At 66.6% G+C, this 12,934-nt stretch carries 11 protein-coding genes; 6 read left to right on the top strand and 5 right to left on the bottom strand.

Annotated elements, in window-relative coordinates:
- Window positions 1-31 precede the first annotated feature (31 nt).
- Both C3B44_RS09310 and C3B44_RS09305 read right to left on the bottom strand, forming a co-directional pair.
- Window positions 32-406 (bottom strand): globin, encoded by a 375-nt coding sequence (locus tag C3B44_RS09310; RefSeq protein WP_108432134.1) that lies wholly within the window; start codon window positions 404-406, stop codon window positions 32-34.
- A gap of 10 nt (window positions 407-416) precedes the next feature.
- Window positions 417-1,469: a mechanosensitive ion channel family protein gene (locus tag C3B44_RS09305; RefSeq protein WP_108432133.1), complete on the bottom strand. Its 1,053-nt coding sequence runs from the start codon at window positions 1,467-1,469 to the stop codon at window positions 417-419.
- 128 nt (window positions 1,470-1,597) lie between these two features.
- Here C3B44_RS09305 and C3B44_RS09300 point away from each other — a divergent pair, with 128 nt between their 5' ends.
- On the top strand, window positions 1,598-2,746 hold the full coding sequence (locus tag C3B44_RS09300) for a cystathionine gamma-synthase (protein WP_108432633.1): 1,149 nt from the start codon (window positions 1,598-1,600) through the stop codon (window positions 2,744-2,746).
- 19 nt (window positions 2,747-2,765) lie between these two features.
- Here the strand turns inward: C3B44_RS09300 and C3B44_RS09295 are convergent, their stop codons facing one another.
- On the bottom strand, window positions 2,766-4,598 hold the full coding sequence (locus C3B44_RS09295) for an FAD/NAD(P)-binding protein (RefSeq protein WP_242979241.1): 1,833 nt from the start codon (window positions 4,596-4,598) through the stop codon (window positions 2,766-2,768).
- Between the two features lie 228 nt (window positions 4,599-4,826).
- Here C3B44_RS09295 and C3B44_RS09290 point away from each other — a divergent pair, with 228 nt between their 5' ends.
- Genes C3B44_RS09290 through C3B44_RS09270 form a run of 5 tightly spaced genes read left to right on the top strand, consistent with a single transcriptional unit; the run spans window position 4,827 to window position 10,808 of the window.
- Window positions 4,827-6,461, top strand: coding sequence for a TIGR04028 family ABC transporter substrate-binding protein (locus C3B44_RS09290; protein WP_412841939.1), 1,635 nt, complete (start codon window positions 4,827-4,829; stop codon window positions 6,459-6,461).
- Window positions 6,462-7,394: an ABC transporter permease gene (locus C3B44_RS09285; protein ID WP_108432130.1), complete on the top strand. Its 933-nt coding sequence runs from the start codon at window positions 6,462-6,464 to the stop codon at window positions 7,392-7,394.
- Complete coding sequence (locus tag C3B44_RS09280) at window positions 7,391-8,212, top strand: ABC transporter permease (RefSeq protein WP_108432129.1); 822 nt, start codon at window positions 7,391-7,393, stop codon at window positions 8,210-8,212. Before C3B44_RS09285 ends, C3B44_RS09280 begins: the two co-directional genes overlap by 4 nt.
- A gap of 3 nt (window positions 8,213-8,215) precedes the next feature.
- The gene (locus C3B44_RS09275) at window positions 8,216-9,766 is read left to right on the top strand and encodes a dipeptide ABC transporter ATP-binding protein (RefSeq protein ID WP_108432128.1); all 1,551 of its coding nucleotides are present in this window, start codon (window positions 8,216-8,218) and stop codon (window positions 9,764-9,766) included.
- 25 nt (window positions 9,767-9,791) lie between these two features.
- The gene (locus C3B44_RS09270) at window positions 9,792-10,808 is read left to right on the top strand and encodes an alkylhydroperoxidase domain protein (protein WP_108432127.1); all 1,017 of its coding nucleotides are present in this window, start codon (window positions 9,792-9,794) and stop codon (window positions 10,806-10,808) included.
- On the opposite strand, the gene C3B44_RS09265 is transcribed toward C3B44_RS09270, so the two are convergent.
- On the bottom strand, window positions 10,805-11,479 hold the full coding sequence (locus tag C3B44_RS09265) for a response regulator transcription factor (RefSeq protein ID WP_108432126.1): 675 nt from the start codon (window positions 11,477-11,479) through the stop codon (window positions 10,805-10,807). The two genes, C3B44_RS09270 and C3B44_RS09265, sit on opposite strands and share 4 nt — an antisense overlap.
- Complete coding sequence (locus C3B44_RS09260) at window positions 11,476-12,924, bottom strand: sensor histidine kinase (protein ID WP_108432125.1); 1,449 nt, start codon at window positions 12,922-12,924, stop codon at window positions 11,476-11,478. Before C3B44_RS09260 ends, C3B44_RS09265 begins: the two co-directional genes overlap by 4 nt.
- Between the last annotated feature and the right edge of the window lie 10 nt (window positions 12,925-12,934).

The raw sequence follows: 12,934 nt of genomic DNA, 5'->3' as shown, positions 1-12,934 counted from the left end.
TATTGCACCTGTGTGCTTAACGCAGCGCAGCTCAGCCCGGGCGGTTGATCATCATGTACGCGACCTGCTGCATGTGGTTCCAGATCGCGGCGCGGTGCGGGGCGGGGAGAGTCTCGTTGTCAATCTGCTCGAGGGAGCGGGCCATCAGCTCCAGCCAGCGTTCGGCGGCTACCTCATCGATAGCGAAGGGGAAGTGGCGCCGGCGCAGCATCGGGTTGCCGCGCTTTTCTTGGTAGGTGCGCGGCCCGCCCCAGTACTGGGAGAGGAACCAGTAGAGGCGGTCCTCGGCGCCGGCCATGTCCTCTACCGGGTACATGGGCCCGAGGATGTCGTCGTCGGGAACTTGCGCGTAGAAACCGCGCACGATCTTCCGGAAGGTCTTCTCGCCTCCCACGGCGGCGAACAGGCTCGGTTGGTTAGTGGTCGTTCTCTTCGCCGGTGGCGATGTTTTGTGCCTGCGGCGCCATGCCGATGCCGTTCGGGTACGGCAGGGCCACGCCCTTGTCGCGCAGGATGTTGACCAGCTTGGACTGGATGATGCGCTGCACGTCCCACTGCTTGGCGGGCAGCGTCTTCACGGAGGCCCGGAAGGTCACCGAGTCCGGGTTGATCTGGGTCAGGCCGTTGACCGTGGGGGTCTCCATGACGTATTCGCTGATCAAGGGGTCGTTGGAGATGTCGGTCACGGCGTCGAGGATGATGTTCCAGGCCTCGTCCATGTCGTTGCTCAACGCGACGGGGACCTCGATGCGGGCGATCGAGTACTCGTCGGAAAGGTTGCCCACGCGCATGATCTCGCCGTTGCGCACGTACCACAGGGTGCCGTCGATGTCGCGGATCGTGGTGATGCGCAGGGAGATTTCCTCGACGTCGCCGACGATGTCATCGCCGACGTCCACCACATCACCCACGCCGTACTGGTCCTCGAGCAGCATGAACACGCCGGCCAGGAAGTCCATGACCAGCGACTGGGCGCCGAAGCCGAGGGCCACGCCGATCACGCCGGCCGAGGCGATGATCGGGCCGACGTTGATGCCGAGCTCACCGAGGATGGCCAGCACCGCCCAGGTCCAGATCACTAGGACGGCGGCGGAGCGGCCGACGCCCGCCAGGGTTTTCACCCGGGAGTGGCGGCGCTGTTCGCGGGCGCGGTGCATGGCGGCGAGGCGGGCGTCGTCACGCACTTCGGCGTTTTGGTCCTTCTTCTTGCCGGAGCGGCCCTTGGAGAGTTTGCCGCCCTTGGCGATGTTGCCATCGGCGGCCCGGTCGATGAGCCGGCGGGCGATCGCCTGCAGGATCAGCGCGATGATAATGACGATGAGGATGCGCAGCGGGGTGGCGATCAGCCACTGCTGCACTTCGGGGTTCTCCCAGAACCCGGTGACGCGTTCGACCGTTTCGGCCCCAGCGTCGGAGAGAGTTTCGGCGGTACTTCCGTCCTGACTGAGAAGATACGTTCGCATATTCATCGGCGATGAGTATAGCGGCGGATCCTGATATCTCGATTCAGGAATATAAAACCGCCCCTTCGGCCCGCCGAGCGTACCGCTTGGTCTATTGTGGGTGCAGTCCCGAATTAAAGGAGTGAGCACCGATGATGACAGCTGATCAGCAGGGCTTCTCGACGGCCTCGATCCACGCCGGCTACCACCCGGATAGCCACATGGGCTCGATCAACATCCCGATTTACGCCTCGACGACCTACGCCCAGGACGGCCCCAACCAGCTGCGCGGCGGCTTCGAGTACGGCCGCGTCGCCAACCCCACCGTCGCCTCTTTGGAGCGCACCGTCGCCGCGCTTGAGGGCGGAAGCCACGGCGTGGCCTACTCCTCCGGTATGGCCGCCACCGATACGGTCCTGCGCATCCTGCTGCGCCCGGGTGATCACATGATCTTGGGCAACGACGCCTACGGCGGCACCTGGCGGCTCATCGACAGCGTCTTCGGGGCGTGGGGCGTCGACTACACGGTCGTGGACACCACCGACGTCGACGCCGTGGCCGCCGCGCTGAACGAACGCACCCGCCTGATCTGGCTGGAGACGCCGACGAACCCCTTCCTCAACGTCACCGATATCGAGGCCGTCGCGCGCATCAAGGGCGAGGCGAAGCTGGTGGTGGATAACACCTTCGCCACCCCGTATTTACAGCGCCCGCTGGCCTTGGGCGCCGACCACGTTTTGCACTCCACCACGAAGTACTTGGGTGGCCACTCGGATGTGATCGGCGGTGTCGTCGTCACCAACGACGCGGATTTCGACGAAGAGCTGCGCTTCTTCCAGGGCGGCGTCGGCGCGGTGGCCAGCCCCTTCGATGCCTATTTGACCACCCGCGGCATCAAGACGCTGTCGGTACGCATGGAGCGCCACTGCGATAACGCCGAGGAGATCGCGCGACTGCTCGACGCCTCCGAGCACGTCGCCGAGGTCCACTACCCGGGCCTGGCCAGCCACCCGGGCCACGAGGTCGCCTCCCGTCAGATGGATCGTTTCGGCGGGATGATCTCCGTGAGCTTCCACTCCGAGGAGGCGGCGCGCACCTTCTGTACCAACACCGAGCTGATCTGTTTGGCGGAGTCGCTCGGCGGCGCGGAGTCGCTCGTCGAGCACCCGGCGTCGATGACGCACCAGTCGGCCAGCGGCTCGCAGCTGGAGGTGCCCCGCGAGCTGGTGCGCATCTCGATCGGCATCGAGGACATCGCGGACCTGCGCGCCGATGTCGAAAAGGCGCTCGCCGCGATCGGCTAGCGCCTGAAGTAGGCGCTACTTAGAGCGTATCGACGAGCGCGCCGGCCACCAGGTCGGTCTCCTGCAAGAAGGCCGGGTCGGTGCCCGGCAGTGGGGAGCTCGTCGTATCGGGGCGGACGTCGTGCAGCGGGATGCCCTCGGCGAAGATCCGCTCATCCGGCGTGCCTGCTGCGGTGATGAGACGCCCGGTGGCCTGCTCGATCTCCGGGGAGCCGGAGGCGGTGTCATCCGGGTAGACATACGGGCGCGAGCGCCCCGCCGCGCGGATCGCGGTGATGAGGCTATCGGCCGGGCGGCGGCTATCGGAGTCGTGCAGCCACGCGTCGATGAGCGTGGTGGCAAACACCGGCTCGTTCTGCGTCGTCGGCGAGGACACACGGTAGCCGCCGTCGACGATCTCCAGGCTCGGCGAGGCGCCGAGGAAGCGCACCAGGCCGGCGTCGATAAGCGCGACGAGCTGCTCGTTGCGAAACGCCGGCGGGCCCGAGCCGGCCATCTGCCCAAGTCGTTGCACCAGGCGCAGATACCCGTTGCGGGTCCTGAAACGCCCCGGGGTGCCGAGCAGCGACGAAGGCTTGCGCGCCGCCCCGATCACCGCGAGGGCCTGCTTGCGGGGGCTTTCGCTGGCGGCGGCGGAGTCGGCGAGGTCGTCGATAAGTCCCTGGCGCACCAGCGCGGTCAGCGAGTCGATGTCGGTAGCCACCCCGGCCAGCGGCGCCGCCTCATGGTTGAGGTCGAGGCGCTCGGTGTCTGGGACAAGCTCGGCGAAGGCGGCGTTGAGCTCGTCGATGGTGGAGTGCTTATCGACGACACCAGCCACCGTCTCAGCGTCTAAGCCCAAGGTGAGGTAGTAGGCCTCGTAGGCATCGCGTAAAACGTGCGTCCACACCTCGGTGTCGTAGTCGATGTCGCTGCGCCCGGACAGCTCAGCGATGGCGGCGCGGGTGCGCGGCATATGGGCGGCCGGCGGCATGGAGCCATACTGCGGCTTCGCCAGGTAGGGCCAGCCGCGCCCCGAGGTGACGATCAGGCGCGGTTCGCGCCCGGAGGGCTCGTAGATAAGCCCGGCCTCGTTGTCGCTGGGCACGAAGCGGCCGCCGCGGTCGAGGGTGAGCATGGCCATGATGTCGAAGAAGCCCATGCCGAGGCCGCGGACGAGGACGTCTTCGCCGGCCGGGACCTCATCCAGGGGCTGCTCGACCGGGTTGCCGGGGCGCACCCAGGTGCCGGTGGAGGCCGCCAGCGCCTCCTCTTCGGCGGTGGCGGCCGGCTGCAGCCAGCCGAGCGCTAAGACCGAACGGTCGACCTGCAGGGTGGAGGTGGCCCCCGCGGAATCGGTGAGTGTTAGCTCGTCGTAGTCGCCGCGATCGACGAGGTCGGTCACGCGCGCGAGGTGCTCGACCACGGTGAGGTTCTCCGGCAGCCGCTCACGCACGACGGAATAGACCCAGGAGATATAGGCGCCATAGAGCGCGCGGGTGGGATGCGAGTGCTCGACAAGCCCGTCGATCTCTTCCTTAAACTCCTCGTACGTCTTTTTTGAGACCGCCAGGCGGTGATCGGCGGGGACCTCATCGAGATCGCCGCGCATGAGCTTCGCCCACTCATAGAGCGTGGGGCCCGGCTGGACGGCGCCGCTCACGGAGGATCCGGGCTCGGTGAACAGCGTGACGCCGTGTGCGAGCGTGTTCATACACAGCGTCCGGGTCTGGTCGGTGCGCCAGATGGCGCCGGGGCCGATTTCAGTGTCGTCGATGAGGTGCACAGTGAGGTGATGATCGGTGCGCTCTGCGTGGGCAGCCAACCGTTCCAGGGTGGAGATGCCACGAGGGCCGACGCCGACGAAAGCCACGTGGAATTCAGATATGAGCCCCATTGTGTCACACAGCGAACACCGGACAGACCGATAGGTCTACGTTTCTGGGTAAAATCATTTCCGTGTCGAGGAAAACCCTAGGTCAGAATGTAGACAGAGCAGTCTTTGGATTTTTCGAGTATTCGTCCTATCCATGTCGATCCATGGACTTAGAACTAAGTCTCAATCAAAAACACCCCTTTGATAGGAAGCGTTGGTAGACGAGTGGCGATACACAAAAGAGGTCTGCGTTCGGCGCTCGGCGCGATCGTGGCGAGCGTTCTGGTCGCGGTGAGCGTGAGTGCCTGCTCGAGCGAGCCCGAACGCGGCATCACGTACGTCGAGCCGAACATGTTCAACAGCCTGTATCCGCCCTCGGGTGGCTACTATCCCAACGGCGGCGTGCTCAACAACATCGCCGACCGCCTGCTCTGGCAGCACCCCGAGACGCTTGAGCTCCACCCGTGGATCGCCACCGAGCTTCCGGAGATCAACGAGGATGCCACCGAGTTCACCTTCACCCTGCGCGAGGACGTCACCTACTCCGACGGCACGAAGCTAGACGCCGAGAACGTCGCCGCCAACTACGACCTCTACGGCTTCGGCGACCCCGATCGCGCGCTGACCCCGTCGGACCAGCTCGGCGGTTATGAGGGCGCCGAAGTGCTCGACGACTACACCGTCCGCTTCCACTTCGACCGGCCCTCGCCCGGGTTCCCGCAGGCCACCAGCACCATGAACCAGGCACTGTTGTCCACGCCCACCCTGGAAAACGGCAACACTGGATTCTCCCCGGGAAACGCGGAGAACATCTCCGGCTCTGGGCCCTTCGTCATCACCGACGAAGAACTCGGCACCGGGCTCACGCTGAGCGCCCGCGAGGACTACGACTGGGCGCCGCCGGCGCGCACCGACCACCAGGGCCCGGCCGAGGTGGAAGAGATCCGCTTCACCCTGGCCGAGGAGGACTCGGTGCGCACCGGCTCCCTGGTCGCCGAGCAGTCCGACATCGCCCGCCAGATCGAGGCGCCGGATGAGCGTCACCTCATCGACCAGGGCATCAACATCCACTCCGCCGGCACCAACGGTGTCAACAACGCCTATCACTTCCACTTCCGCCAACCGCTGATGGAAGACCAGCGCGTGCGCCAGGCGATCATCCACGCCATCGACCGGGAGAACATCCTCAACACGCTCTACTCCCAGTCCTATCCCGCCGGCACCTCGATACTGGCGGCCAACGCGCTGGGCTACCGCGAGCAGGACGGCGCCTACAGCTTCGACCCTGAGCGCTCGCGCGAGCTTCTCGACGACGCCGGCTGGCAGATCGGCGAAGACGGGGTGCGCGTGCGCGACGGCGAGCGGCTGTCGGTGACCTTCAACGAGGCGGTGCCGCAGCCGCGCTCCCGGGAGATGTTCACGAAGGTGCAGGAAAAACTGCGCGACGTCGGCATCGAGGCCGAGCTCAACCCGGGCGATCGCACCGCCCAGCAGGAGGCCATGCAGGACTTGGAGCGCATCCAGGTCCGCCACACCATGGTCGGGCGCGCCTCCTATGACACCCTGCCGAACTGGCTGGATGTCGACGGCCGCAACTCCTTCCTCAACGGCTGGGAGGACACCGTCGGCGACGAAGAGATGCAGCAGATGGTCGACGACTACTTCGCCCTTGTCGACGAAGACAAGCGCGCCGCGGCGGTCGGAAAGATGCAGGACTATCTCACCGAGCACGCACTCGTTCTGCCCATGTTCGAGGAACCGCAGGTCTACGGCTTCCGCGACACGATCAGCGGCTTTTCCACAGAAGCCATCGGCCGCCCGTCCTTCTACGCCGTGCGCGAGACCGGAGGAGAAGAATAAATGACCACCGCACATGTACTGCGCCGCATCGGCCAGGCGCTCATCGTCATCTGGGCCACGTTCACCCTGGCGTTCATCCTGCTGACGGTGCTGCCCTCGGATGCCGTCGCCGCCCGCTACGCCGACCCGGTGCTGGGGCTGACCGACGCGCAGCTCGAGGAGATCCGCGCCGTCTACGGCGCCGATGAATCGGCCCTGTCACGGTACTTCGCCGCCTTAGGAGGTTTTCTCACCGGCGATCTCGGCTACTCGGTTGCCAGCGGCACCGCCGTGACCGACCTGCTCGCCGAGACCCTCCCCGCCACCCTCACCCTGGCGGCCACCGCGTTTCTCCTCGGCGTCGCCATGGCCTTCGTCATCGCGGTGTGCGGGAACTTCGGCCCGGTGCGCTCGTTCTTCCAGGCACTGCCGCCGCTGATGGTCTCGCTGCCCACGTTCTGGGTCGGCACCATCCTCATCCAGCTGTTTTCCTTCCAGCTGGGCCTGGTGCCGGTCATCGGCGGCAACAACGCCGAAAACCTCATCCTGCCGGCCATCACGCTCGCGATCACCGTCGCCGCCCCGCTCGCCCAGGTGCTGCTGCGCTCCATCGACGAGGTCTTGGGCCAGCCCTTCATCACCGCCGTGCGCGCCCGCGGCGCCAGCGACTGGTGGATTCTAAGCCGCAACGTCTTACGCAACGCGCTGTTGCCCGCGCTGACGATGGCCGGCATCCTCTTCGGCGAGCTCGTCGGCGGCTCCGTGGTCACGGAGGCCGTCTTCGGGCGCACCGGCATCGGCTCCATCACCGTCGACGCCGTCACCGACCGCGATACCGCCGTCCTCTTGGCCGTCGTGGTCATCGCCGCGGCGGTATTCGTCCTCATCAACCTGATCGTCGACCTGCTCTACCCGGTCCTCGACACCCGACTGCGGAAGAAGGCCACCCGATGAACACTCTCCGATCCTCACGCCGTCGCGCCCTGCTCACCCCGGGCACCGTGGCCGCCGGCCTCGTTCTGCTCATCGCCGTGGCCTGGGCGGCGTTCCCCTCGCTGTTTACCACCCACGACCCGATCTCCGGCGGCGATACCCCCGCGCTGCTGGCCCCCAGTGGCACCCACTGGTTCGGCACTGATGCCGTCGGCCGCGACCTCTATACCCGGGTCGTCTACGGCACCCGCCAGACGATGCTCGGTGCGCTGGTGGCGGTGGCATTCGGCTTCGTCGTCGGCACGCTGCTCGGGGTCATCGCCGGCGTGCGCCGCGGCTGGCTGGAAACCGTCATCATGCGACTTGTCGACGTCCTGCTGTCCATCCCCGGCCTGCTGCTGAGCCTCACCGTCATCATCGTGCTGGGCTTCGGCACCTTCAACGCCGCGATCGCCGTCGGTGTGACCTCGGTGGCCACCTTCGCCCGCCTCGCCCGCTCCGAGGTGCTCGCGGTCGCCGGCAGCGACTTCGTCGAGGCCGCCTACGGCGCCGGCGGCACCAGCGCACATGTGCTGTTCCGCCACATCCTGCCGAACTCGCTGACCGCCGTCGTCGCGCTCGTTGCCGTCCAGTTCGGCTCTGCCATCTTGCAGCTGGCCACCCTCGGCTTCCTCGGCTTCGGCGCCCCGCCGCCGGTGCCGGAGTGGGGACTGATCATCGCCGAGAGCCGCGACTACATCGCCACCGCCGGCTGGCTGACGATCCTGCCCGGCATCGTCGTCGCCGCCGTGGTGCTCGCCGCCAACACGCTCAGCCGAACCCTGCAGAAGGTCGTGTAGACAATGCTCGATATCACCAACCTCACCGTCAGCTACCACGGCACCACCGCCGTCGAAAGCGTCGACGTCACCGTGCCCCGCGGCGAGATGACCGCTATCGGCGGCCAGTCCGGCTCGGGCAAGACCACCACCGCGATGGCCGCCCTCGGCCTGTTGCCGCGCAGCGCCACCGTCGACTCCGGCACGATCGCGCTTAAAGGCCGCGAGGTCAGCGATAAGGAGATCCGGGAGCTTCTGGGCACCACCATCGGGCTGGTGCCGCAGGATCCCAACAACTCGCTCAACCGGCTACGCACCATCGGTGCCTCCGTGGGCGAGGGTCTGGCCATCCACGGGCGCCGCGACAAGAAACGCGTGCTGGAGCTGCTCGAGCGCGTCGGCATCGACGAGCCCGAGAGGCGTTATGAGCAGTACCCGCACGAGCTGTCCGGCGGTATGAAACAGCGCGCGCTCATCGCCGCGGCCGTGGCCTTAGAGCCGGAGCTCATCATCGCCGACGAGCCCACCAGCGCCCTCGATGTCACGGTGCAGAAACAGGTGCTGGACCTGCTCGACGAGATGCGCCGCGATCTCGGCCTGTCCATCCTCTTCATCACCCACGACCTCGCCGTCGCGGGCGACCGGGCCGACCGTATCGTCGTCATGGAACAAGGACACGTCCGCGAAGAAGGGCTCGCCCCGGCCGTGCTGTCGAATCCCCGGCACGCCTACACGCGGCAGTTGCTTGCCGACGCCCCGTCGCTGGCCGTCGACGCCGCCGAGACCGCCCCGCGGCCAGCACCGACGGGGGAGACGATGCTCACCGTCGACGGGGTGACCCAGCGCTACGGGGACTTCACCGCCGTCGATGAGGTCTCCTTCGAGGTCGCGCGCGGCTCGACCCACGCGATCGTCGGCGAGTCCGGTTCCGGCAAGACCACCTTAGGTCGCATGATCGCCGGCTTCGCCGAGCCGGCCGCAGGCACGATTACCCTCGACAGCCAGCCCCTAGAGCGCGGCCGCGACCTGCGCCGCAGCGTGCAGCTGGTGTATCAAAACCCCTACTCCTCGCTGAACCCGCGCCACAACATCGCCCGCATCGTCGCCGAGCCGCTGCGCAACCTCACCGAGCTCTCTCGCGCTGAGGTGGGACAGCGCGTCGAGAAGATGCTTCAGCGCGTCGGCCTGCCCGGTTACGGGGAGCGCAAACCGCACGAGCTCTCCGGTGGGCAGCGCCAACGCGTCGCGATTGCGCGTGCCCTCATCATCGAACCGGAATTGGTCGTCCTCGACGAGGCCGTCTCCGCGCTGGATGTCACCGTCCAAGCGCAGATCCTCAAGCTTCTCGACGACCTGCAGCGCGAACTCGGCGTCACCTACATCTTCATCTCGCACGATCTCGCGGTCGTCCACCAGATCTCCGATTCGGTGACGGTGATGAGCCGGGGCCGCCAGATCGAGAAGGGACCGACCGCCGAGGTCTTCGCCGCCCCGCAGGACGACTTCACCCGGCGGCTGCTCGAGGCCATCCCCGGCACCCGCTTCCGCCAGGGCGACTACAACTTGGGCCTATAAGCCATTTTCTTTAAGGAGTTATCCCATGACCGACATCATCGATTTCCTCACCGCGAATTCCGCCACCGAGGTGCGCGCGCAGCGCCCGCAGGCCCGCGACAACGCCCAGTACTCCTTCGAGGCGCTCTTCGAATCCGACAACGCCTTGCCGGAGAGCTTCGCCGTGGCTGCCCGCATCGCGAAGCTGCACGGCGTCGCCGAGGACTTCTACGCCGATCTGGCCGCCGACGAGACCGTCGATGACGAGGCCCGCCTGCAGGCCGCCTTCGAGTTCACCGACTTGCTCGTGGCCCGGCCGGCGGATGCGCAGCCGGCGGACGTCGAAAAGCTCGGCCGGCACTTCGATGCCACCGAGACCGTCACCCTCGCCCAAACCATCGCGTGTGTCGCCTTCCAGCTGCGAGTCATCCACGGCCTCAACGTCGTGGCAGGCACCGCGGACGCCGTCGAGGCAGAGCGGATCGGGCCGGCGCACACGGCGAGAAAGCGCTTCAGCACGGAGACGCTCGGCTGGCGGCCGTGGGTCACCCCGCTTAAGAAAAGCGAGCTGACGGACGTGCACCGCGACGCGCTCATCAAACCGGAGCGGGAAAACATGCCCTACTTCCGGCTGCTCGTGCGCAACCCCGAGGCACTCAAGGCCCGGACGCTGACCGATCTCGATATCTTCTACAACACGAACGGAGGGCTCAGCCGCGCCGAGCGCGAGATCTCGGCCACCCTGGCCTCCCGGTTTAACGCGTGCCCTTATTGCGCCAGCGTGCACCAGCGCCGCGCCAAGGAGGAAGGCGCCGATCCCAAGCTTCTCGACGAGCTCATCGCCCACGGCGTCGATATCGACTTCGGCTCCAGCCGGCTCAACACCATGCGGGATGCGGCGATCGCGCTGACCCGCACCCCGGTGGAATTCGGAGCTTACCACGTCGAGGCGCTGCGCGGCGAGGACTTCGGGGATCTCGAGCTGCTCGACTTCATCTCCGCGGTGGCGTTTTTCAACTGGGCCAACCGGCTGATGCTCTCGCTCGGCGAGGCCACCTACTAGCGCAGCCGGTACCCCGAGCCGCGCACGGTCTCGATGCGCTCGGCGCCGATCTTCTTGCGCAGCGTGCGGATGTAGACATCCACGACGTTGGAGCCCGGGTCGAAATTCATCCCCCACACCATCGACAGAAGCTGCGCCCTCGAGAGGATCTGCCCCGGGTGGCGCATGAAGGTCTCCAAAAGGCCCATCTCGCGCCGGGAGAGGTCCTTCCAACGCTCGTCGATCTTCACCCTTTGCGTGCGCAGGTCCAACACCATGTCGTGGCGGGTCATCCGGGTGGAATCGATCCCGGCCGGGCTACTCGACGGATTCGCCGCCGCGAAACGCAGGCGCACCCGCGCCAGCAGCTCGGCGAATTGGAAGGGTTTGGGCATGTAGTCGTCGGCACCCGATTCCAGCGAGCGCACCCGCTCTTCGATCTTGGTGCGGGCGGTGAGCACGATGATCGGCACGCTGACCCCGAGCGCGCGCAGCTGGGTGAGCACCTCCGCGCCGTCCATATGTGGCAGGCCCAAATCGAGGATCATGAGGTCATAGTCGCCGGTGCGCGCGAGGGCGAAAGCCGCCGGGCCCGAATCGGTCACCTCGCAGGTATAGCCGGCCGATTCCAACCCGCGCTGGATGAAGTCGGCGATCCCGCGGTCGTCTTCCGCAATGAGGATCCTGCTCATGAGTTCTCTGCCTCTCCGTGATGTTTAGCGGGCGCGGGTATTTCCAGACCGAATACCGAACCCAGTCCTACCGTAGAATCCACGTACGCCCGGCCCCCGTGGGCACGCCCTATGGCCTGCACGATCGACAACCCCAAACCGGCGCCCGTCGGCCGGGCGTTGCCGCTTTGCTCGCCGCGGGTGAAACGATCGAACAAGCTCGCCTGGTTCTCGGCGCTGATGCCGCGGCCCCGGTCGCGCACCCACAGCCGCAGCACGCGCTCGGCGCCCTCGCCGTGGTACGACGAGCCGATCGCCACTTCGCCGTCGCTATAGCGCAGCGCGTTGCCGAAGAGCTCGAGGATCGCTTCCGTCACCCGGTTCTCGTCGAGGGCTACCGTGCCTTCGGCGACCTCGACGAGTTGCGCGCGATCCGACAGGGTCAGCGCCTTGTCCTCGATGTCGATCATGAGCTCGGCGACGTCCACGTCCGCGAGGTCCACGAAGTCACCGGAATCGGCGACCGCCAGGGTGAGCATGTCGTTGACCATGCGCGACATCCGGTCCAGCTCGTTGGTAGCCAGCTCGATGCTGCGCCGGCGGCCTTCCGCGTCGGTGCTCTCCAGCAGCTCCAGCTGGCCGCGGACCACCGTGATCGGGGTGCGCAGCTCGTGGCCGGCGTCGTCGACGAAGGTACGCTGCTCGTGATATGCCGTCTCCAGGCGGTCGAGCATCCGGTTGAACTCGTGCGCGAGGTGCGCGAGCTCGTCGTTGCCGTCCTCCGGTACGCGCTGGGTGAGATCCTTGTTGGCGATCTCGGCGGCCACCCGACGTAAATGCCGCAGCGGGGCGAGGATCTGGCCGGAGATGATGTAGGCGATCACGGTGGAGGCCACCAGCCCGCCCAGGCCCATGAGCGTGATGATCCGGATCTGCTCGTTGACCTGCGCCCGATCCTCCGCGGTGTGGTAGGCGACCGCGAAGTACGCCTCCTGGTCGGAATCGATGGGCACCCGGCCCCAGTGCACGTCGCCGAGCTGTGGGTCGTCGTAAATACCGGAGGACTGCGGGGACCGGAAGATCTCTCGGGCCAGGGGAGTGCCCGGGCGCAGCGTAGGTGGGAAACGCCCGCTGACCGAGGAGTAGTCGAACTGGATCAGGTTGTTCTCGGCGAGGCCGACGAGCAGCTCATCGTCGTCCGGGTACTGCCGGGACATATAGGTCTCGATCAGCCGCCTCGCCGAGGTGAAAGGCTCCTGGGTTTCGGGGTCGATGCCTTCGGTGGCGAAGCGGTGGAACTCGTCGATCTCCTGCTCTACGGCCGCGTTCGCATTCGAGTTGATCTGCGAGAACATCACCGAACGCGTCATGAAGATGACGCTGAACAGCGCCGCGGTGACCACGAGGGTGATCCAGACTACGATGCGCAGCCGCAGCGAGCGGGCGGGTCTCAACGAGGCGGACATGTTAAGGAGA

It is taken from the genome of Corynebacterium yudongzhengii, from assembly GCF_003065405.1.
GTDB classification, from domain to species: Bacteria; Actinomycetota; Actinomycetes; order Mycobacteriales; family Mycobacteriaceae; genus Corynebacterium; species Corynebacterium yudongzhengii.
The sequence above is the reverse complement of the archived record's forward strand: the minus strand, read 5'-3'. Positions and strand labels throughout refer to the sequence as shown.

Bases quoted from the DNA above. Each gene is read 5' to 3' on its own strand.
- C3B44_RS09300 (WP_108432633.1), top strand. From the start codon at position 1,598: ATGACAGCTGATCAGCAGGGCTTCTCGACGGCCTCGATCCACGCCGGC.
- C3B44_RS09260 (WP_108432125.1), bottom strand. From the start codon at position 12,924: ATGTCCGCCTCGTTGAGACCCGCCCGCTCGCTGCGGCTGCGCATCGTA.
- C3B44_RS09275 (WP_108432128.1), top strand. From the start codon at position 8,216: ATGCTCGATATCACCAACCTCACCGTCAGCTACCACGGCACCACCGCC.
- C3B44_RS09270 (WP_108432127.1), top strand. From the start codon at position 9,792: ATGACCGACATCATCGATTTCCTCACCGCGAATTCCGCCACCGAGGTG.
- C3B44_RS09285 (WP_108432130.1), top strand. From the start codon at position 6,462: ATGACCACCGCACATGTACTGCGCCGCATCGGCCAGGCGCTCATCGTC.
- C3B44_RS09265 (WP_108432126.1), bottom strand. From the start codon at position 11,479: ATGAGCAGGATCCTCATTGCGGAAGACGACCGCGGGATCGCCGACTTC.
- C3B44_RS09305 (WP_108432133.1), bottom strand. From the start codon at position 1,469: ATGAATATGCGAACGTATCTTCTCAGTCAGGACGGAAGTACCGCCGAA.
- C3B44_RS09280 (WP_108432129.1), top strand. From the start codon at position 7,391: ATGAACACTCTCCGATCCTCACGCCGTCGCGCCCTGCTCACCCCGGGC.